The organism is Ruminococcus sp. J1101004sp1_RTP21198st1_B9_RTP21198_201120 (genome assembly GCF_040924245.1).
GTDB lineage: Bacteria > Bacillota > Clostridia > Lachnospirales > Lachnospiraceae > Blautia_A > Blautia_A faecis.
On sequence record NZ_JBCOMI010000031.1, the window covers coordinates 16,571 to 38,352 of the forward strand.

Here is a 21,782-nt window from a genome sequence, read left to right on the forward strand (position 1 = left end):
ATGCTGCTTGAGACAATCCGCCGTAGGCGAGGGTAAGGAAAAATATGGATAGAGGAAAATACAACCTGGTCTATCATTTGTGGTAAGATTCCTGTATAATGTTTTATGTAACTATTCAGAAGGCAGTATTCCGCGAGGTGTTCTGGGGGAAAAGTAGTTCACAGAAAACCCGAGAATAGCGGTGCGAAATCACGTAAACCATGATTTCTGTGCATCGTGACGGGGAAGACTTGCCAGTCCATTAAAAAAATCATTACCCGTTCGAGGAGGGAGAACATACATGGATAAAGATGTTCCGGTTTCCGTCTGGCCAGAATGGGAACTTATAGAGAAAATAGGCGAAGGATCCTTTGGGAAAGTGTATAAAGCAAAGCGGACAGAACGAGGCCGCTCTTTTTACTCCGCAATCAAGATCATATCCATACCGGCAAGTAAGGGAGAACTTGATAGCGTACGCTCAGAGATGAATAATGAGCAGTCTACCAGGGAATATTTTCGAAATCTGGTAGAAGACTGTATTCAGGAAATATATACTATGGAGCATTTTTGCGGAAATTCCCATGTGGTTTCATTTGAAGATTTCAAAGTGGTGGAATATTTGGATGAGATCGGCTGGGACATTTCCATAAGAATGGAATATCTTACCAGCTTTATGGATTACTGCACAGGCAAGGAGCTTACTGAGAAGGAAGTGATCAAACTTGGCTGTGACCTGGCTATGGCATTGATTTATTGCAGGAAATTGAATATTATTCACCGTGATGTGAAACCGGAGAATATTTTTGTGTCCAGATTCGGTGATTTTAAGCTGGGCGATTTTGGAATTGCCAGGGAACAGGCACATACCATGAGCAATATGTCCAAGAAAGGTACCTATTCCTACATGGCACCGGAGATTTACAAGGGAGAGAAGTACGACAGCAGTATTGATATCTATTCCCTTGGAATTGTATTATATAAACTGATGAATCAGAACAGGCTGCCTTTTCTTTCGCTGGATAAGCAGCTGATTACATACAGAGATAAAGAGACTGCCCTTGCACGGAGAATGGCAGGGGAGAAAATGCCGGCACCAGTTAATGCCAGTGCTTCTTTTTCCCACATTATACTAAAAGCGTGTGCATATGAGCCAGGGAAACGTTACAGGAAACCAGAAGATATGCTGCGGGATTTGGAGAAGCTTCGTCTGGCACCGGTAAATGCAGAGAAAGAGTGGGAGAAGTCCCAGTGGGAGCTGACAAATTCGGCAGAACTTGAGCGGGATCAGAGAAGATATGCCCCTCAGAAGCCGGAAGACTGTATGGAGCGCACCCATGTGGCAGAAGACCCTCAGATTGAGAAAGCTGTCCGGGAAGAAGAGGCACAGCTCAGAAAGCCTGCGAAAAATGCAGTGAAAAATTATGAGAAACAGTCAGTAAATGTCTCTTCCACTAAGCAAAAGAAGCAGCAGAGAAGCGGGTGGGACCAGGAAAGACAGATTTCACCATGGACAGTTTCCCTTATTGTAGTGGCGCTTGCGGCATGCATTATTATTGGTGTTTATATGAAATTAATCCATGATGAGAATCGCAAGGCTCAAAATACGGAGAACGTTATGGAAGTTCTGGAAGCTAATGATAACAGTACTGCTCAAATTGATGAATTTTCTACTTCAATTCAGACAATTAAGGAGCAGGCGAATACAATTGTAAGCGAACTTCCGGACTGCAAGGAAGTTGGCAAGGAAGGCGATCGGCTTCGCTACTATGACAGCAATGGGAAACTGGTGAAAGCGCTGATTTATCCGGAGACATCCGAAGATGGAGTTTATGAGGAGTATTATTACTGGGATGAACGTCTGTTTTTTGCATATGTATGGACTGGTAATAAGAAGGAATTATATTATTATGACAAGCGTGGCAAACTGATCCGCTGGATCGATACAGACGGAACTGTCCACAATAAGGAGAATGACAGTACTGAGTACACCAAGCGTGGCGAGAAATACTGGAAAAATGCGCTGGAGCAGTTAGATGAATGATGATACCGGTCATATAAGAAGTGGCTGTGATTCTTTGGAATATCGACAGACAGACGAAGAGGAATAGAATGACATATCATATTGATTATGCATATACCTGCCATGCAGGGAAAGTGCGACCAAATAACGAGGACAATTTCTGGTGCTGCGGAGAGCACCTTCCAGTGAGTAATCATGGAACAGAAGAAATCCGTACAGGTATCAGGCTTCGGGAGAGCCTTCCGGTAATGGCTGTTTTTGACGGCATGGGAGGGGAGAGCCAGGGGGAAATGGCTGCCTGGCTTGCTTCTGACAGCCTGGAGCATTTTTATAGGGAAAATAAGGGGATGCTTCGTAAAGCACCAGAACTTTTTCTTACGGAAGCCTGTAAGAATATGAATCAGGCTGTATGTGATTATGGTCGGGAACAACGGATCAGTGCCATGGGAACTACTATGGCGATGATTGCTTTTGGAAAAAAAGAAGCGTATATCTGTAATCTGGGAGACAGCAGGATTTATCGGTTTTCCAAGGGGAATTTTTCACAGATTTCCAGAGATCATGTGTTGAAAAGCTGCAGATTTGGGAAAGCACCACTGACTCAGTTTCTGGGAGTGGAGGAGACCGAGATGAAGCTGGAACCTGCCATTGCGGCAGTTCCTTATCAGGATAGGGACCGTTATCTGCTTTGCTCAGACGGGGTAACAGATATGTTATCTGATCGCGAGATTGAAGAAATTATGAAGCTGGAGGACTCAATTCGTGATATTGCCCATGCTCTTTTAACAAGGGTACTGGATAAAGGGGCCAGAGATAATACTACGATCATTCTCTGCGAGGTAAGAGCAGAGAATCGGCCGTTCAAAACCTGGCTTTTGCAGAAGAAGGGATAAATCAGAGGGCAAAATTTTTCACAATTTAAGTAGTTGATTATAGGAAAATGAAGGTGATTTATGATGAAAAATCGTATGCAGGATCTTGATTTTGAACAGACAGTGGCATTTGATTCCGTAAAGGATTTTGAATTTACCAGAAGGGCCGCCCAGAGATTTCGTCAGGTAGTCAGTCTGGACGGATTTGAGGATGAAGATGCGGACGTTATTTTTCATTATTTATATAAAGAGATGGAGCTGGTTTCGTTCGGAGATCATTTGAAGAGATATATCTATGAAAGAGCCGGGATTGAGGAACCGTTTGGGGAAGTGCCTCAGGAGGTATACAGAGATATTGCAGTTGATTCTTTCCGGGAAACCTATACACCCAAGTCTATGAATCCTACTTCAACTAAGCTTCCTGCGTTGGTGAACAACTGGCTTACACAGGCCTCAGTAAAACGCGAGACTGTATTTCTGCTGGGCTTCGGGCTTCGCATGAGCGCGGAGGATGTTTCAGACTTTCTGACAAGGGTGCTGAAGGAGCAGGATTTTGATTTCCATAATCCAGAGGAAGTGATCTACTGGTATTGTTATAGTAAGCAGCTTCCTTACAGCAAGGCAGAGGAATATAAAGAGAATTACAAATCCACGGAACCTGCAGCAGATAAAGGCAAAGTGGCGGAAGTAATCAGCGGCGATTTTACCATAGATACAGAGGAAAAATTGCTGAAATATCTGGCATGCCTGAAAGCTGGCTGGGATGATCCAATGAATGAGAAGAGCCAGGCATTTCAGGAGTTCCTGCGCCTTCTGGAACATGCGAAGCAGATCATTGCGGCCATGTATCAGAAGGATGAGGAGGAGAAAGGCCGGGCTAAGGTCTGGAAACCGGAGAATATTACTCCTTCTGATCTGGAGAAGGTAATCTGCAATGGTATTCCTATCAATAAAATGGGAAATCTGAAAAAAATGTCAGCCTCTATCCTGGCGAAACATTTCAGCCAGAAGAGGTTCAGCAGACAGAGAATTACCAATATTCTGAATCACAAGTTCCCGGTAGAGCGGTTTGATCTTCTTACGCTGGAGTTCTTTATTGTGTCTCAGGAGATGGAGGATGATGATCCCTATGACAGATACCATCATTTCATAGAGGAAGCGCAGAGAATTCTGAAGAAGTGTGGAATGAGCGAGATTTATATTGTGAACCCATACGAATGTTTCCTGCTGATGTGTCTTTTGACGGATTGTCCGCTGGCTGTTTTTTCGGAGATATGGGAAATGTCATATGAAGAGAATGGGGACGAGGAGTAAGCAGTTTCTTAATATAGAAATGCGCAGTGTTGTTTGGAGGCACTGCGCATTTTTAATAGCAATTAAGGTTAATCATTATAGTAGAGATAAATACTGCGGCTAAGCTGTGCAATTGTATTCTGGGCTTCTCCCGGGCTGGAGAGGTTCTGGGAAAGGAAGACGATGACCAGATCATTTCCGCCCTGTGCGTTGTACAGGATTCCGGCATCATTTTCTACATCGGAAAGCTCGCCGGTTTTGTTGGCAACGCTGACGCCCTCTGGCAGGGCAGCAGGAATCTTGTTGGTACGTTGCTGCTGTTTCAGAAGGGAATACATTTCTTCTGCATGTAAAAGGCTTGGCGTCTGAGTAGTACCAGAGCAGATCTGGTAAATTTCTTTTAGGAATTTTCCACAGTCATAGGCAGAAGTGTAATTATCTCCGAATTCGTTGCTGGCAAGAAGCAGTCGTCCCATGGAAGTATTTGTGTAGCCGTGAGACTGACAGAAACTGTTTACTTTCTGCATACCTGCAGTGCTGTCGCCACCTCCCAGGCAGGAAACCAGACTGTTTGCCGCGTCATTGTCACTGACGGTGATCATTGGTGTCAGATAGGAATCCAGGGTGGCAGAACCATACTGCTGGGACAAAGAATCATAATTCTCATATACTGCACCCATAATGAAAAGCTTGATCAGGCTGGCTGCCTGCATTGGAGAATCATTGATCGTAGCCTCTGAGCCGCCTGCAAGGTCACAAATATAAACACTCCAGGAACCGTTTGCCCCAGGAAGCTGGGATTGGATCTGAGTGACCAGAGTATCCATCTTTTCATCGGATTTGTTGTCAAAAGCAGAACTTCCGTGAGAGGGAGAGATGGTGCCGTCATCGTCAGAAAGTTCGGGGGTAATAGCAGTCATGGAAGAATCTTCTTTTTCCTGGGAAGTGCCATCTGTTGTTTGCGCGGAGTCGGAACCGGATGACTGGGAAGGACCTACTGGTTCTGCATTGGCAGCAGGAGTCTGATAAGGAACAGTTACTTCCTCCGGAGCTGGAGAAGACTGCACAGGACCTGCACTTTCTTTCCGGGAAGGTCCCTGGACAGAAGAAGCATCAGTAGAAGCTTCGCTGTCGGAACTTCCATCATCAGAAACAAAGCCGCTCTGGTCGGCGTCATCAGAAGTCTCATCACCAGAGGTAAAACTGAAAGTTTCACTGTCAGTGAAATCTTCAGTCTGATCTGTTGCTGAATCATTTTTTGCCAGATTAATACTGCTCTGGCTGTCCTTTCTGAAGAAAGTAAGGTAAAGAATGATAAGAATCAGTAAAGCAGCGACAATGCCAAGAAAAATCAGCAGATAAGAAGAGGTTTGTTTCTTTCTATTATTTTTCATAAGTTCTCCTTTCGAATCAATGAAATATCTGGAAGAGACATTATTTTATGGCAATAAATCCAGATTTATTTTTCCGCAAAATATGCATCAATCCCATCTGCGATTCCGGATGCCATTGTGTCCTGAAAATCCGGATCGCTCATTTTCAGATCGTCAGATTCATTGGTCATAAATCCCATTTCCACAATAGTTACCGGAATGGTGCTCCAATTAATTCCAGTCATATTGTCGGCATATGTTACGCCGCGGTTTTCAAATCCGGTTGCGTCACAATAGGCATCCAGAATGAACTGGGAAAGGATGTTGGAATCATCATAGAGCTGGGATACATAAGGATTGGAAGAGGAGGGGGAAATGGTAAGTGCACCGGCAGCAGAGGAAGACTCAGCACCATTGGCGTGGATGCGCACGCAAATATCAGCCCCCTGACCGGCTACATATTCAGCTCGCTCTTTATTGCTGATGGCAGTATCATTATCCGTTCTGGTGAGAACTGTCTGATAGCCACGGTCTTCCAGAATCTGCTGCAGCTTTAAAGAAACATCCAGATTTAGCTGGTATTCAGGCAGACCTGAAAAAGTTCCCTGGGTTCCTGTTGAGGCTTTGGCTTTCATTTCTGTGGAACCTGGACCAAGAGGTTCAAGGTCACTCATATCCACATTTGGACCCTGATGACCGGGATCAATACCGATTATATGTGACTGGGCTACAGGCGGTCCCTGAAGATCGTCAGTGGTCTCAGCACAGACAGTGCACAGATTTATAAGTCCTGCTCCGGAAAAAATCATGAGGCCAAATGCAAAAATCCGGGAGAATCTACTGGATTTAGCCACTGCTTTTTTGAAACACATATGTATACTCCTGTTCATGTTAATTTTTTTTTCGACTATTCAGCAGATTGTATTTCGAAAAGCAGGTACTGTAGAGGTGCTGAAAAGTTCTTGTTTCTTATTATAATAATGTGAAGCTGTGAATGCAATGTAAAGTTAAGTTTTCCTAGAGCGTGTTTGAAAAAGGCTTTCTGCAAGATGTGCGTCACAATTTGCGGTATATTTTACCCGAATTCGGTTACCGTAGCCCGCTAAGGCGCCCTCATCCGAGCGAAATCTCCCACAAATTGTGATGCAGATCACGGGAATGATTTTTTTACACGCTCCAGAACAGCAGTAAAAAATACATTATAATAAGAAGAAACCTATTTATAATTCACCGTGATAAATTGTAAAAACCTTGAAAAATAAGGAAAAATTGATGAAAAACACCTTGACAGAGATATGCAGACAGGATATAATCAAAAAGCGTGCGAAATAAGGCATTTTTTTCCGCGCTTACTAAGATAATAGCAACCGCAAGGAAACCCCATAGAACAATCTATGGAGAAATAAATCGGGAGGTGAAATGGAATGCCAACATTCAACCAGTTAGTAAGAAAAGGACGCCAGACAGCTGTTAAGAAATCTACAGCTCCGGCTCTGCAGAGAACTTATAACTCTTTAAGAAAGAAAGCAGTTGAGCAGTCTGCACCACAGAAACGTGGCGTTTGCACAGCTGTTAAAACAGCTACTCCTAAGAAGCCTAACTCAGCTCTTAGAAAAATCGCCAGAGTTCGTCTTTCCAACGGAATCGAAGTAACAAGCTACATCCCAGGAGAAGGTCACAACCTTCAGGAGCATAGCGTTGTTCTGATCCGTGGAGGAAGGGTTAAGGACTTACCTGGTACAAGATACCACATCATCAGAGGTACTCTTGATACCGCAGGTGTTGCTAACAGAAAACAGGCCCGTTCCAAATACGGCGCTAAGAGACCGAAAGTTAAAAAATAATCCATCCGTATTGCTGCGGAGACTATAGAGATTTGTACGGTATTCCATATACCCTGTCGGTTGCGGGTTAAATATAGGACCATTACCAGTGCGAACATGCAATAGTTTACTGCGTGAGTACCGATGAGATAATCAGGATGATTAAGGAGGGAAGTAACGTGCCACGTAAAGGACATACTCAGAAAAGAGACGTTCTGGCAGACCCGATGTACAACAATAAAGTTGTTACAAAGCTTATCAATAACATCATGTTAGACGGTAAGAAAGGTGTTGCACAGAAAATTGTTTACGGAGCATTCGCCAGAATGGAAGAAAAATCTGGCAAGCCAGCAATTGAAGTATTTGAAGAGGCAATGAACAACGTAATGCCTCAGCTTGAAGTTAAAGCAAGACGTATCGGTGGAGCTACTTATCAGGTTCCGATCGAGGTAAGAGCTGACAGACGTCAGGCTCTGGCTCTTCGCTGGATCACCATGTTCTCCCGTAAGAGAGGCGAGAAGACCATGGAAGAGAAACTGGCTAACGAGCTTATGGATGCAGCCAATAACACCGGAGCATCTGTAAAGAGGAAAGAAGACATGCACAAGATGGCTGAAGCAAATAAAGCATTTGCTCACTATCGCTTCTAATCAAGGAGGAAAATCCATTGGCTGGAAAAGAAGGTAGAGAATATCCGCTCGAGAGAACCAGAAACATTGGTATTATGGCTCATATCGATGCAGGTAAGACAACTCTTACAGAACGAATTCTGTACTATACAGGTGTCAACTACAAGATTGGTGATACTCATGAAGGTACTGCTACCATGGACTGGATGGAGCAGGAGCAGGAGCGTGGTATCACAATCACATCCGCTGCAACAACATGTCACTGGACACTGGAAGAGAACTGTAAACCGAAGCCAGGCGCTTTGGAGCATCGTATCAACATCATTGATACCCCAGGTCACGTAGACTTTACTGTTGAGGTTGAGCGTTCCCTTCGTGTACTGGATGGCGCTGTCGGCGTATTCTGTGCAAAGGGTGGTGTTGAGCCACAGTCTGAGAACGTTTGGCGTCAGGCTGATACCTACAATGTACCACGTATGGCATTCATCAATAAGATGGACATCCTTGGTGCAAACTTCTACGGCGCAGTAGAGCAGATCAAGACTCGTCTTGGTAAAAATGCAATCTGCCTGCAGCTGCCAATCGGAAAAGAAGATGACTTCAAGGGAATCATTGACTTATTCGAAATGAAAGCTTACATCTACAATGACGAGAAGGGCGATGATATTACTATCACCGATATCCCGGAAGACATGAAAGAGGATGCTGAGCTTTATCATACAGAACTGATCGAGAAGATCTGTGAGCTGGATGACGATCTCATGATGGAATATCTTGAGGGCGAAGAGCCAAGCACAGACAGACTGAAAGCAGCTCTGAGAAAAGGTACATGCGAGTGTACAGCTGTTCCGGTATGCTGCGGTTCTGCATATAGAAACAAAGGTGTTCAGAAACTTCTGGACGCTATCCTGGAGTACATGCCTGCTCCAACAGATATTCCACCAATTGATGGTGTTGACATGGATGGAAACCCGACCGTGAGACATTCTTCTGATGAAGAGCCGTTCTCCGCTCTGGCATTCAAGATCATGACAGACCCATTCGTTGGAAAACTTGCATATTTCCGTGTATATTCAGGAACAATGAATTCCGGATCCTATGTATATAACTCTACAAAGGGCAAAAAAGAGCGTGTTGGCCGTATCCTTCAGATGCATGCTAACAAGCGTATGGAGCTTGATAAGGTTTACTCCGGTGATATTGCTGCAGCTATCGGATTCAAATTCACCACAACTGGTGATACAATCTGTGATGAGCAGCATCCAGTAATCCTCGAGTCCATGGAGTTCCCGGAACCAGTTATCGAGCTGGCTATCGAGCCTAAGACAAAAGCAGGACAGGGCAAACTTGGTGAGGCTCTTGCAAAACTTGCAGAAGAGGATCCGACCTTCCGTGCACATACAGATCAGGAAACAGGACAGACCATTATCGCTGGTATGGGTGAGCTTCACCTTGAGATCATCGTTGACCGTCTTCTTCGTGAGTTCCACGTAGAGGCTAACGTAGGTGCTCCTCAGGTTGCTTACAAAGAGACAATCACCAAGGCTGTTGATGTAGACAGCAAGTATGCTAAACAGTCCGGTGGTCGTGGACAGTATGGTCACTGTAAAGTTAAATTCGAGCCTATGGATGCCAACGGCGAAGAACTGTACAAGTTCGAGTCTACTGTTGTCGGCGGTGCTATTCCGAAGGAATATATCCCGGCTGTAGGAGAAGGTATCGAAGAGGCTATGAAGGCTGGTATCCTTGGTGGATATCCGGTTGTTGGTGTACATGCAAATGTATACGATGGATCTTATCATGAAGTCGATTCTTCTGAGATGGCATTCCACATCGCAGGTTCCCTTGCATTCAAGGATGCTATGCAGAAGGCTTCCCCAATTCTTCTGGAGCCTATCATGAAGGTTGAGGTAACCACACCAGAAGATTACATGGGTGATGTTATCGGTGATATCAACTCCCGTCGTGGTCGTATCGAAGGTATGGATGATATCGGCGGCGGTAAGATGATCCGTGGATTTGTTCCGCTTTCCGAAATGTTCGGATATGCAACAGATCTTCGTTCCAGAACTCAGGGACGTGGTAACTACTCCATGTTCTTTGAGAAATATGAGCCAGTTCCAAAGAGTGTTCAGGAGAAAGTTCTGGCAAAGAAAGACTGATTTAACTACAGGCTGAATCAGGATTTCATATAAAACAATAAAAAGCTTGCAAATATCCTTGGTTTGCAATATAATCAAGGATAGCAAGTTTAAAATCGATATGGCGCTCTATTTTAATAGAGAATGAGCCAACTATTCAAGGAGGACATTTTAAAATGGCAAAGGCTAAGTTTGAGAGAACAAAACCGCATTGTAACATTGGTACCATCGGACACGTTGACCATGGTAAAACAACTTTAACTGCAGCTATCACAAAAGTACTTTCTGAGAGAGTTGCTGGTAACGTAGCTACAGATTTCGCTAACATTGATAAAGCTCCAGAGGAAAGAGAGCGTGGTATCACAATCTCTACAGCACACGTTGAGTATGAGACAGAGCATAGACACTATGCACATGTTGACTGCCCAGGCCATGCTGACTACGTTAAGAACATGATCACTGGTGCAGCTCAGATGGATGGTGCTATCCTTGTTGTTGCTGCTACAGATGGTGTTATGGCTCAGACAAAAGAGCACATCCTTCTTTCCCGTCAGGTAGGTGTTCCTTACATCGTTGTATTCATGAACAAATGTGATATGGTTGACGATGACGAGCTTCTTGAGCTGGTTGAGATGGAGATCCGTGAGCTTCTTTCCGAGTATGACTTCCCAGGAGATGATATCCCGGTAATCAGAGGATCTGCTCTTAAAGCTCTTGAGGATCCGAGCAGCGAGTGGGGCGATAAGATCATGGAGCTTATGGATGCAGTAGATAGCTACATTCCAGACCCACAGCGTGACACAGATAAACCATTCGTTATGCCTGTAGAGGACGTATTCTCCATCACAGGACGTGGAACAGTTGCTACTGGTAGAGTAGAGGCTGGTGTTCTTCACGTATCTGATGAGGTTGAGATCGTTGGTATCAAAGAAGAGACTCGTAAAGTTGTTGTAACTGGTATCGAGATGTTCCGTAAACTTCTTGATGAGGCTCAGGCTGGTGATAACATCGGTGCACTTCTTCGTGGTGTTCAGAGAAACGAGATCGAGCGTGGACAGGTTCTTGCTAAACCAGGAACAATCACATGCCATACAAAATTCACAGCTCAGGTTTACGTTCTGACTAAAGACGAGGGTGGCCGTCATACACCATTCTTCAACAACTATCGTCCACAGTTCTACTTCAGAACAACAGACGTTACAGGTGTTATCAACCTTCCAGAAGGAACAGAGATGTGCATGCCTGGAGATAACATCGAGATGACAATCGAACTGATCCACCCAATCGCTATGAGCCAGGGTCTTACTTTCGCTATCCGTGAAGGTGGACGTACTGTAGGATCAGGACGTGTTGCTACAATCATCGAGTAATCACTGACTAATATATATTGAGTACCGCAAGGTACATTGTGTCCAAACGTAAGATACCCCGGAACCGTAAGGTTTCCGGGGTTTTTCTGTACTCTAAGAAAAGAATTATTCGTAAATTTATCAGGTTAGTAATAGTGAAACATTTATCAGCAAGATGAAATACAGATAAATTTATAATTAAAAAATAAGACCAGCGGTGCCAAAACGGTGCCAAAAAGAAACTCCTGCGAATGTTTGCTATTCACAGGAGTATTTTTTTACCAGCCTTTGATCTGTTTGATTTGTTCAGCACGTTCTGGATCACGATGATATTGTAATTTCAGACGGATAGTTTCCACAACTTCCTGTCTGGATTCATCATCAAGCTGATAGAACGATGTAAGCAGATTATCTACATCAGGCATACTGTTCTTACCGAAAAGGTACATCAGCGGATACATAGAATTTTTTAAGTAAGTCTTTACACGACTTGCGTCTAATGCTCCGTTCAAACCGTCTGGAAGTGTAGGATAAATCTCTTCTTCCTTAATTGTGCCAGAAAATGGACTGGCAGAACATATCTCATTCACATCAATTTGCAATTCATTCGCAAGTCTTAATGCAAAATCAAATCGAATATTGGAATCTTTTTGAATAATTGAATATAAGGTTGTAGCACTGATTCCGGTTGCCTTTGCAATTTTGCGGACATTTGTGCCTTTTTCATCAAGATATTTCTTTAAATTTTTACCGTCACCCATAGAATCCTCCTTTTTCATATATTAGAAAATTACGAAAAACATAAATCTATAAAATATCATAACACAGACGTGGAATAAAATAAAGAAAAAATAGTGTACGAAGTTCGTAAAAATGTGTTTACGAAATATTGACAACGATAGAAATACATGATATTATCAATTTACGAAAATCGTACAGATATAGAAATACAGTAAACGTATTCTATATCTGGAGAGGAAAGGAGGAGGCAATATGGCAAGTTACAATTATATGATGAGTGCTGATGAAGTGGCACAGGAATTAAACTGCTCAAAATCTCATGCCTATAAACTGGTGAAAGCTATGAATAAAGAATTATCTGCACAGGGATATATTACGATGGCTGGAAGAATACCAAAGGCGTTTTGGGCAAAAAAGATGTATGGCTATGAAATAGCAGAAAATTAGGGAGGATCAATATGGCTTACAGAGAAAAAGACACAAAAAAATGGACAGCCCAGTGGTTTGAGACAAATGTCATGGGTGAGAAGAAAAAACGCAGAAAGCGTGGATTTGAAACAAAGCGAGAAGCATTGGAGTTTGAACGAAGCAAAAAGTTGAGCAATGAGCGAAGTATGGATATGAAGCTGAGCGATTTTATTGAGATTTATTTTTCAGACAAACAAAATGATCTGAAAGATCGAACAATCAAAAATAAAAGATATATGATGCAACAGCATATCGTTCCATACTTCGGAAATCAGATGATGAGTGAAATCAAGGCTTCACAGATTATTCAGTGGCAGAATGAAATTCAGAAAAAAGGCTATTCAGATTCTTATCTGAGAATGATTCAGAATCAGTTGACCAGTCTGTTTACACATGCAGCTAAAATCTATGACTTGCCGGTTAATCCATGCAAGAAAGTGAAACGAATGGGAAATTCAGATTCAAGAAGTTTGAACTTCTGGACACTGGACGAGTACAAACAGTTTATACAGACAATGGAGCCGGGAACAAGATATTATCTTATGTTTGAGATGCTGTTCTGGACTGGATGCAGGATCGGGGAGCTGCTTGCGATTACAAAAGCTGATATCAATTTTGAAAAGAATCAGCTTAGTATCAATAAGACTTATTACCGGACAGGAATGCAGGATATTATCACAGAACCGAAAACAAAACAGTCCTTTCGGACAATCGAAATTCCGGAATTTCTGAAAGAGGAAATTAAGGAATTTGTAGATGGTCATTACGGAATGCCGGATACAGAAAGATTATTTCCGGTTGTTCAGGAAGCGGTACAGCATAAGATGAAACGGCAGATTGAGCTGGCAGGAGTGAAGAAAATTCGAGTGCATGATATCAGGCACAGCCATGTGGCTTATCTTATTGAGAAAGGTGTGGAACCGTTATTGATTCGGGACAGATTAGGTCATAAAGATATTCGTATCACATTGAACACTTATGGACATCTTTATCCAAATCAGCAGAGAAAGATTGCAAATCTTCTGGATAATGAAAATGGAAATGCTGTTACCGGATTGGGAGAAGAAAGAGATGAATGTTGAAAAGGCAAAAGAAAAAGCCCAGATAAATAATCTGAGCAAGTTCTCTGATAATCAGATTCACTGATATACCATCTTGGCAGATTCAGTATATCACGAATCGGGAAATACGACAATTCCCGAATATCTGTTCATCAGAGACTTGCCCGGAAGGGCAGGAGGAGATGATGGAATGAATATGAATGAAAAAAATAAAATTGAGAATTGTAGAATAGAACCAAAACTGAAACTGATCAATATGGATTCAGTAGAGGTGGAACAGGTAGAATGGCTGCTTTATCCGTTTATTCCTTATGGAAAAGTGACCATTATACAGGGAGATCCAGGAGAAGGCAAGACAACGATGGTACTTCAGATTATTGCAAAACTGACCAGAGGAGAGCCGATTCTTCCTGTTACTGATAAAACGAAAACAAAAGAAAAACGAAGTGATGAAGTCGATAGTGAGAATGAAGATTTAGATGCTGAAGATAATATGCAGGAACAGTCTTCTGTGTCACCTGTAAATGTAATCTATCAGACAGCAGAAGATGGACTTGGAGATACTATCAAACCCAGATTACTTGCTGCAGGTGCAGATTGTTCAAAGGTGCTGGTGATTGATGACAGTGACCAGCCACTGACAATGGCAGATGTCAGATTGGAAGAAGCAATCGTGCAGACAAAAGCAAAAATGGTTGTTCTTGATCCGATACAGGGCTTTCTGGGAGCGGACGTAGATATGCACAGGGCAAATGAGATCAGACCACTGATGAAGCGTATCGCAGTGCTGTCAGAAAAATATCACTGTGCAGTTATTTTAATCGGTCATATGAACAAAAACAGCAACGGCAAATCTTCTTATCGAGGACTTGGCTCCATTGATTTTCAGGCTGCTGCAAGAAGTGTTCTGATTGTCGGGCGAGTGAAAGATGAACCGGAAGTAAGAGTGGTATGTCATACGAAGAGTTCTCTTGCACCGGAAGGAACGTCCATTGCATTCAGACTGGATAAGAATAATGGGTTTGAATGGATTGGAGAATATGATATCAGTGCCGATGAACTTCTTAATGGAGACGGAAGAGGACAGAAAAGTCGGAAAGCAAAAGAATTTCTCCTTGAGATACTGGCAAATGGAGGAATGACTCAGAAGAAAATTGCAGAAGAAGCAGAAGCCAGAGGAATCAAAAGTAAAACGCTATGGAACGCCAAACGGGAACTTGAAATTGATTCCGTAAAACGTGGAAAGCAATGGTATTGGATGTTGCCAGAATAAAAATGGAAGATGGCAAGATTACCATTTCTTAAGAAGAGGGGATCTTGCTACCTTGAAAGGAGAATAGATGCAAAATAAAAGTGTACAGATTCCATACGAGTTATTCTTTCAGCTCTTGCAATATTTTTTGATGGATAACTACGATGGTGAAGAAATAATACGGTTGGGATTGGAGAAAAAACTGGATGCAATGGTGAATCGTGAAGTATACAGCAAATCCAAAACAGCACCAACGGAAGAAGAAAGAGAAAAGTTCCGGAAGGAATATCTGGACAGACGGGGAATACCGGAGAACTTTCGATGGTAAAGGTTCTTTCTGAACACTTTATTACAGGAGCGTGTCACGCACCTGTAGATAGCAGACAAGGAGAATGTTGGTAAGGTGTAGTCGGGAGTTGACTGGCGTAGAAGAGAATTTTCAAAAGGGAGCCCTGATTCAGGGCGCCCCTGCGGAAACGGTAGATGAAAGGAGATTGGCACAATGAGAGAAGGAAGATTAGGATATAACAGTTATAACAAAAGATATGGATTATTATCATCAGATCTATGGATTGATACAGGATTTCACTGTGGAGAATGCCTGGAAGTGTTGCTTGATGATGAATGGGTTCAGACCAGAATGGAAATGAATCCTGCAAGAGAATGGTATCTTGTAGGGACACCGTATTGTGGTGATTTGGAATATATTCGGGCAAGGATACCGGAGTAAAGGTCTCTGTACCCCCGGAGGGCGCAAGGGTACTTTTGATGGACGGTACGGCTGTCGAAAGTGCTTTTGCGTTACTTTTGACAAAAGTAACAAAACCGCCGTATCCGGCGAATATTTCTTTTTATACTATAGCTGGCAAAGATACAAATTTATGTGCCATGTCTGGCACTGGTTTTAGAAAGCGGGGTGAGGAATATGACGATGAAACGAACAATCAGTGGTATGATCGGGACAGGGTCTCTGGCTCATAACAGACGAGATTTTATAGCAGAAAATGTTGATCCAGACAGAGTGCAATTAAATATTTGTTACCGGAATGAGAATCTGAAAGAAGTCTATAAAGAGCTGTTTGATGAAGCTGTAGAACGGTATAATGTCGGGAAAAGAAAAGATCGGCAGATTACAAATTATTATGAAAAGATTCGCCAAGGAAAACAGGAAAAGTTGTTCCATGAAGTGATTTTCCAGATTGGAAACCGAGAAGATATGGCTGTTGGAACAGAAGCAGGAGATCTGGCTGTAAACGTACTGGATGAGTATGTAAAAGATTTCCAGAAACGGAATCCGACACTTCGGGTATTTAGTTGCTATCTGCATCAGGATGAGGCTACTCCACATCTCCATATTGATTTTATTCCTTATGTGACGGACTGGAAAGGAAAAGGAATGGATACCAGAGTTTCACTGAAACAGGCATTAAAAAGTCTTGGATTTCAAGGTGGAAATAAGCATGATACGGAACTGAATCAGTGGATAAATCATGAAAAAGAAGTTCTGGCAGAGACTGCAAAGCAGTATGGAATTGAATGGGAACAGAAAGGTACTCATGAGGAACATCTGGATGTCTATAACTTCAAGAAAAAAGAACGGAAAAAGGAAGTACAGGAATTGGAGCAGGAGAAAGAGCATCTAACTGCTGAAAAAGAAGAATTAACAGCACAAATTGCAGAATCCAGAGCAGATATCCAGAATTTAAAAGACGATAAGGAACAGGCAATCAAGGCGAAGCAAGAAGCAGAACAAAAGGCAGGGAGCGCAGAAAAAGAACTAAAAAGCCTGGAAGATCGCAGAGAACAGCTACAACCGATTATGGATAGTGTGAGCAAAGAAATCAAAGAATATGGAACGGTTAAAATGTTACTGCCGGAGGCGGGCACGCTAGAACGGGCAGTAACCTATCGAGATAAAAAAATTAAACCACTGTTTCTTCAAATAAAGAATAAGGTTGCTGTAATGGCGGCTCAGGTTAAAGAACTTACGAAAGAGGTGGAAGGTTGGAAGAGAAAATATCAAAAGGTGAAACAAAAATATAATGCTATTCAGAGAGAACTGGATGATATACGTAAAGATAATCAGAAATTGTCAGAAGAAAAAGATATATTACAAGGTGTTTCTGATAGGTATGATCGTGTTGTGCGTGTTCTTGGAATAGAAACTGTAGATACAGCAGTACAGCAGGATATTCAAAACGAGAAAGTCCTGGAAGAAAAGCGACGGATGGAACAAATGCCGAAGGGAAATATTCATGAAAGATTGGCATGGGGAATGAAAAAAAGCGAGATGGAGAATCAGCAGCGTAAGAAAACTAAATCAAAAAACAGAGAAATGGAGAGATAAGATTATGGAAACACACATTTATGATGAAAAGAACGGATTAAGCTATACTTTGCATGGAGATTATTATTTGCCGGATTTGGTATTGAATGAAGAAGAACCGATATATGGGAAATATGGAATGCTGAGGAAACAGTTTCTGAAGGAACACAGATTAGCAAAATATCAATATTTGTTGTTGACTGGAAAGCTGACGGAACACCTGAATCAAATTGATCAGGAGAGCAGAGAGCAGGTGGAAATGCTTATGGAACAGATGGCAGAAAAACAGGGCGTAACTGAAGAATTAAAGGTACAGAATCGGACGAAGTGGGTTAGACTGATGAATAATATAAAAGCTAGTGCAGAAGAAATGGTGTTGAAACTTCTGAAAAGCACATTGTTTGTAAAACTCCCTGCTATTAGGTTCCACATTCTCACCTCCTTTCTCGTTGGAAAGTTGGTGGTGCTTCCCCCTTTTCGCGGGGCAATACGGCGTTTTTGAAAAACGCCGAAGATTTTTTGAAATTTTTTCAAAAAATTTTTTGAGCAGCAAAATACGCCTGTCCGAAAAGCCCGGACAGGCGTATAGGTATTGTAAGCAGTATTTAGATGATTAGACAGTTCATAGTCAAGGGTAGAGAGGTTCCCGGCGGTGGTCGGGCTTTTTTTGATATGTCAATGACCGTCGGATTTTGTCGATAGGGTATGTGCTTCATGGCGGCTACCTCCTTTAGCCGCCGCTTTTAACAGTGATACCGCGTCATTTCATTAGAAGATAAAAAGAAACGGCGGCTTTGATTTTTCAAAGCTGCTGCGGAAATCAAAGAACGACAAGCAACAGTTCTGATTTTGCTCCAATATGGTTATTAGGGGCACAAATTAAAATCAAAAAAGAGCCGATAACAGCAGTATTTCAAACTGCATATTATCGGCTCTGCGTCTGTGCGTCTGGCTCTTTTAATTAAATTATTTCTGTTGTTTTTTGGCTTTATTATATGTATTAGCTAACTGTCCACAAGCTGCTTTAATCTCTCTACCATGAGAAACTCTCATGGTAACTTCAAGTCCTGTTTGCTCTAATTGATGTTTGAACGCAACCATTTCTTGTTTTTGTGGTGTTCTAATTTTTGAATTACTCGTCGGGTTGTATTGCAGCACGTTAATCATAACATTTTTGCCCTTAAACCATTTTGCAAGTTGCCTTATATCTGAGGAACGGTCATTTATACCTGGTAAAAGCAAATACGCAAATACCACTTTTCGATTATGCCTTTGAGAATAGGACAATGCTTGCTTAACAACATCTTCAATAGCGTACATGTGCATATGAGGAATGATACAGTTTCTCGCAGCCTGTGTTGCTGCATGTAAAGATATTGTCAACTGAATTTTTAGATGTTCTTCGCGCAATTTTTTTAATTGATTAACTGGACCAACTGTTGATACGGTAATGCCGTCGGTTGGAAAGTTAAGTCCATTTCTATCTCGAAGAATATGGATTGCTGCAATCAAGTTGTCGTAATTGAATAAAGGTTCTCCCATTCCCATAAAAACGATACGATTTACTTTTTGACGTATCAATACAACCTGCTGCACAATTTCAGACGGTGTTAGATTACGAACAAAACCATTGCGTCCGGACTCACAAAAAATACAGCCAACAGAACAACCAACTTGCGTACTTACGCAAACAGTCCCACCATCTCGCCGTTTAATAAAAACCGTTTCAATATACCTGTTATCTTTCAATTCATAAACATACTTTTCAGTATCGCTACTTTTATAGACTTTTTTTGTTGATATTGATAGATTTTCTTTGTGAAATGGCTGTTTATACAATTCCGTATATAAGGCTCTTGCTTTATCCTCTCCAATTACTTCCGACATTTCTTTGTAAGTAAATCCGTATGGGTCATTCAATATTTCCGTAGGTGTACTTTTAGGTAAGTGTTTCATTTAAATATCCTTCCTTTTCAAAATTAAAAAGTTTGTTTTTCAGAGTTTTTGATTATGATTTCTAGTTTTTCAACATCAACGATATGCGTTAATTTACATTTAGGGCAGAAAAGAGGAAAATTTCTTAATACCGTATTATAAAATACTTGAACCCTCGTCTTTCCGTTACAAATTGGACATTTTATCCAATATTTTTCAAGCATAATATTTCTCCTTTTGCGCAAAAAAATGCAGGTCAATTCTCAACATGAGCATTGACCTGCATTTATACATATAATACTACAACAAAATTAAGGCATAGTTTTTATACTATGTCTATACGTCGTTAGTTTTGTTGTATAGCATACGCAAAATAAGCATGACAAAAAAGCCCATATTGAAAATGGGAAAAATCTTTTTTGATTTCAATGCTTATCGAATACGCATGCTATGTAACATAAACATTCCCCCCCTTTTATATAATATTATATACAAAAGCAGCTTGTTGTCAACATATATATATATGAATTATTTTGGCTAACTGATAGAACTATGTAGACATATCCAAGAAGAAAGGGGAACAGTAAAATGTAAGAGGGTGAATAACTATGGCAAAAAGACCAGTACCAAAATACGACTTCAAGGCTTTTGGGGCAGCGATAAAGGCAGCGCGTGAAGGACGCAAGGAAAGCCGCAAGAAAGTAGGCGACGAAATGTTTATCTCGCCGCGCTACCTTGCGAACATTGAGAACAAGGGGCAGCACCCAAGTTTACAGATATTCTTTGAGCTGATACAGCGTTACCATATATCCGTATCTCATTACTTCCAGCTTTGGCACGACTATTGAAAATTGATATGAATGAATTGTTTTCGTTTCATGAAGAATTGACAGAAAAAGAGATTGGACAATTTGTGAATGAACTTTCGGAAGTTTCATTGGACAGCTTTACAGAGGCTTTCGAGATGGCATCTCGTAAAATACAGGAGTATCCTCATTGCGACTTATTAATATATACGATCGCAACCGTTCTGAACGGATCTTTGACTTTGTCAGATCTTAATGACGAAGAACGAATGGAATATAATACAGCTATTATTGAGTGGCTGGAACGAACAGCAGATAGTCAGGATGAAAGAGTGAGAAATTCAAGCGTTTTTATACTTGCAACAAAATATGTCCAAATGGAGAAATATGAAGAAGCAAATGCCCTTTTGAAAAAAATTCCTGATACTGTAATTGATGCAACGATTATGAAAACAAGTGTATTAGCACATCAGGAAGGAACAGATACTGCTGCATTATTCTTAGAAGGGAAATTGCTACAGGCAGTTATCAATATCCAAAGCTACTTGTATAAGTTAATAGAAATGGAAGAAGAGACAGGAAATCATGATAAAGCAGAGAAAATTGCTGAGATTACAGATCACATGATATCATTGTTTGGACTATGGAATTATGGCAACACAGTTCCATATCTGCTGATTGCTGGATATCGAAAAGATGTAGAAAAATGTATCCAGTTAATTAAGCGATTATTAAGTGAATCACAGAAGCCTTGGAATATGACACAATCCCCTTTGTATTACAGGTATGAAGATACTGCACAGGGAAAAGCTTTTTCGGGACTTGGAAAAAATTTTGTTCGTGAATTGTATTCGGAAATTGAAAATAAGAAAGAGTATGAATTCTTGAGGGGGAATAAGGAACTCGAATCAATTTTTGAGGAACACTTGAAATAGGTTGTAAAAATGTATGGAAATAGATGTAGTTGAGAAAGAAGAAAATTTTTGACATTTCCACAGATGCGTGCTAATATGATTATAGAAAAAGAGTGCTACCGATAGACGGTTAGTCCACATACTTATTGATTACAAAAATAACCGTTCAGTTTGCAGGCTGGGGCGGTTATTTTTGTGGTTTATGATTATCTTTGCCTAATGTATATCCGATACTAAAGCAGGTTAAGCCGAAGCTCACTACTGCTATGAAGTCCACAATACTCATTGGCTTAGCCCTCCTTTCCACTGGATTCCTTTACAGGTTTCTATGTAATCAGAGGGTCACAGTCCCTCTGGAGAAGGACTAACCGCCTACCGTTATGGTAGCACCCATGTTTCGATTATAACAGTTAAAAATTACCGGTGCAATATAAAGTTGGTAGAGAAGTATCTAGTATCTACAGAAGAGAATCGGTTTGAGTATTCTCCGGTGCCAAAACGGTGCCAAGAAATCAGGCAAATCAAAATAGGTGGTGCAATTCAGCTGTTTTTCACTGTATTTTGGAGAGAAAACCATAAAAAATATGAGATAAAACGGGATTAAAGTATCGTGAAGGTGGACGTACTGTAGGATCAGGACGTGTTGCTACAATCATCGAGTAATCACTGACTAATATATATTGAGTACCGCAAGGTACATGTGTCCAAACGTAAGATACCCCGGAACCGTAAGGTTTCCGGGGTTTTTCTGTTGAGTAAAAAGTTTAAAATAAGGCTGTAAAGAATAGCGAATAAATTGA

General features: G+C 41.5%; 20 protein-coding genes and 2 pseudogenes. 16 read left to right on the forward strand and 6 right to left on the reverse strand.

The window, feature by feature from the left end:
- Positions 1 to 280: 280 nt before the first annotated feature.
- From AB5618_RS17320 to AB5618_RS17330, 3 genes are all read left to right on the forward strand, one after another.
- Positions 281 to 2,020 carry a serine/threonine-protein kinase gene (locus AB5618_RS17320; RefSeq protein WP_148463546.1) on the forward strand — a complete coding sequence of 580 codons (1,740 nt, stop codon included), beginning with the start codon at positions 281 to 283 and terminating at the stop codon, positions 2,018 to 2,020.
- A 68-nt stretch (positions 2,021 to 2,088) separates the two neighbouring features.
- Positions 2,089 to 2,892, forward strand: coding sequence for a PP2C family serine/threonine-protein phosphatase (locus AB5618_RS17325; RefSeq protein ID WP_148463545.1), 804 nt, complete (start codon positions 2,089 to 2,091; stop codon positions 2,890 to 2,892).
- A 60-nt stretch (positions 2,893 to 2,952) separates the two neighbouring features.
- Positions 2,953 to 4,185, forward strand: coding sequence for a hypothetical protein (locus AB5618_RS17330; RefSeq protein WP_331479153.1), 1,233 nt, complete (start codon positions 2,953 to 2,955; stop codon positions 4,183 to 4,185).
- A 68-nt stretch (positions 4,186 to 4,253) separates the two neighbouring features.
- Here AB5618_RS17330 and AB5618_RS17335 read toward each other — a convergent pair whose 3' ends face one another.
- The 3 genes from AB5618_RS17335 to AB5618_RS17345 all read right to left on the reverse strand — a co-directional run bounded on the left by AB5618_RS17335 (position 4,254) and on the right by AB5618_RS17345 (position 6,691).
- The gene (locus AB5618_RS17335) at positions 4,254 to 5,558 is read right to left on the reverse strand and encodes a serine hydrolase (RefSeq protein WP_243880128.1); all 1,305 of its coding nucleotides are present in this window, start codon (positions 5,556 to 5,558) and stop codon (positions 4,254 to 4,256) included.
- A gap of 65 nt (positions 5,559 to 5,623) precedes the next feature.
- A complete protein-coding gene (locus AB5618_RS17340) occupies positions 5,624 to 6,409 on the reverse strand; it encodes an N-acetylmuramoyl-L-alanine amidase (protein ID WP_243880126.1) in 786 nt (261 codons plus the stop codon).
- Positions 6,410 to 6,544: 135 nt separating this feature from the next.
- Positions 6,545 to 6,691, reverse strand: coding sequence for a DUF6783 domain-containing protein (locus tag AB5618_RS17345; RefSeq protein ID WP_308768448.1), 147 nt, complete (start codon positions 6,689 to 6,691; stop codon positions 6,545 to 6,547).
- A gap of 270 nt (positions 6,692 to 6,961) precedes the next feature.
- Between AB5618_RS17345 and rpsL the strand changes: the two genes are divergently transcribed.
- The 4 genes from rpsL to tuf all read left to right on the forward strand — a co-directional run bounded on the left by rpsL (position 6,962) and on the right by tuf (position 11,500).
- Positions 6,962 to 7,381 (forward strand): 30S ribosomal protein S12, encoded by a 420-nt coding sequence (rpsL, locus tag AB5618_RS17350; RefSeq protein ID WP_117854826.1) that lies wholly within the window; start codon positions 6,962 to 6,964, stop codon positions 7,379 to 7,381.
- Positions 7,382 to 7,539: 158 nt separating this feature from the next.
- Positions 7,540 to 8,010, forward strand: a complete 471-nt coding sequence (gene rpsG / locus AB5618_RS17355; RefSeq protein ID WP_207664929.1) for a 30S ribosomal protein S7 — start codon at positions 7,540 to 7,542, stop codon at positions 8,008 to 8,010.
- A gap of 17 nt (positions 8,011 to 8,027) precedes the next feature.
- The gene (fusA, locus tag AB5618_RS17360; RefSeq protein ID WP_226837870.1) at positions 8,028 to 10,151 is read left to right on the forward strand and encodes an elongation factor G; all 2,124 of its coding nucleotides are present in this window, start codon (positions 8,028 to 8,030) and stop codon (positions 10,149 to 10,151) included.
- Positions 10,152 to 10,306: 155 nt separating this feature from the next.
- Positions 10,307 to 11,500 (forward strand): elongation factor Tu, encoded by a 1,194-nt coding sequence (gene tuf / locus AB5618_RS17365; RefSeq protein WP_117854831.1) that lies wholly within the window; start codon positions 10,307 to 10,309, stop codon positions 11,498 to 11,500.
- 257 nt (positions 11,501 to 11,757) lie between these two features.
- Here the strand turns inward: tuf and AB5618_RS17370 are convergent, their stop codons facing one another.
- A complete protein-coding gene (locus AB5618_RS17370) occupies positions 11,758 to 12,240 on the reverse strand; it encodes a helix-turn-helix transcriptional regulator (protein ID WP_008790928.1) in 483 nt (160 codons plus the stop codon).
- Positions 12,241 to 12,472: 232 nt separating this feature from the next.
- Between AB5618_RS17370 and AB5618_RS17375 the strand changes: the two genes are divergently transcribed.
- The 7 genes and pseudogenes from AB5618_RS17375 to AB5618_RS17405 all read left to right on the forward strand — a co-directional run.
- On the forward strand, positions 12,473 to 12,667 hold the full coding sequence (locus tag AB5618_RS17375; protein WP_008373537.1) for a hypothetical protein: 195 nt from the start codon (positions 12,473 to 12,475) through the stop codon (positions 12,665 to 12,667).
- Positions 12,668 to 12,678: 11 nt separating this feature from the next.
- Entirely contained in the window at positions 12,679 to 13,770 is a 1,092-nt protein-coding gene (locus AB5618_RS17380; RefSeq protein WP_004850597.1) for a site-specific integrase, read from the forward strand.
- Positions 13,771 to 13,945: 175 nt separating this feature from the next.
- Positions 13,946 to 15,022, forward strand: coding sequence for an AAA family ATPase (locus tag AB5618_RS17385; protein WP_082419249.1), 1,077 nt, complete (start codon positions 13,946 to 13,948; stop codon positions 15,020 to 15,022).
- A gap of 67 nt (positions 15,023 to 15,089) precedes the next feature.
- On the forward strand, positions 15,090 to 15,329 hold the full coding sequence (locus AB5618_RS17390) for a hypothetical protein (protein ID WP_008793133.1): 240 nt from the start codon (positions 15,090 to 15,092) through the stop codon (positions 15,327 to 15,329).
- A 174-nt stretch (positions 15,330 to 15,503) separates the two neighbouring features.
- Positions 15,504 to 15,731 (forward strand): DUF5348 domain-containing protein, encoded by a 228-nt coding sequence (locus tag AB5618_RS17395; RefSeq protein ID WP_008373546.1) that lies wholly within the window; start codon positions 15,504 to 15,506, stop codon positions 15,729 to 15,731.
- A gap of 201 nt (positions 15,732 to 15,932) precedes the next feature.
- Positions 15,933 to 17,348: a plasmid recombination protein gene (locus AB5618_RS17400; RefSeq protein WP_015541741.1), complete on the forward strand. Its 1,416-nt coding sequence runs from the start codon at positions 15,933 to 15,935 to the stop codon at positions 17,346 to 17,348.
- Between the two features lie 4 nt (positions 17,349 to 17,352).
- Positions 17,353 to 17,715 (forward strand): annotated as a pseudogene (locus AB5618_RS17405) (TnpV protein); the annotation flags it as partial.
- 578 nt (positions 17,716 to 18,293) lie between these two features.
- Here AB5618_RS17405 and rlmN read toward each other — a convergent pair.
- Positions 18,294 to 19,283, reverse strand: coding sequence for a 23S rRNA (adenine(2503)-C(2))-methyltransferase RlmN (gene rlmN / locus AB5618_RS17410; RefSeq protein ID WP_368366931.1), 990 nt, complete (start codon positions 19,281 to 19,283; stop codon positions 18,294 to 18,296).
- Positions 19,284 to 19,306: 23 nt separating this feature from the next.
- Complete coding sequence (locus AB5618_RS17415; protein WP_002588768.1) at positions 19,307 to 19,486, reverse strand: cysteine-rich KTR domain-containing protein; 180 nt, start codon at positions 19,484 to 19,486, stop codon at positions 19,307 to 19,309.
- A 384-nt stretch (positions 19,487 to 19,870) separates the two neighbouring features.
- Here AB5618_RS17415 and AB5618_RS17420 point away from each other — a divergent pair.
- Both AB5618_RS17420 and AB5618_RS17425 read left to right on the forward strand, forming a co-directional pair.
- A pseudogene (locus tag AB5618_RS17420) lies at positions 19,871 to 20,077 on the forward strand (helix-turn-helix domain-containing protein); the annotation flags it as partial.
- Between the two features lie 41 nt (positions 20,078 to 20,118).
- Positions 20,119 to 21,003, forward strand: a complete 885-nt coding sequence (locus AB5618_RS17425) for an XRE family transcriptional regulator (RefSeq protein WP_226799365.1) — start codon at positions 20,119 to 20,121, stop codon at positions 21,001 to 21,003.
- Positions 21,004 to 21,782 lie beyond the last annotated feature (779 nt).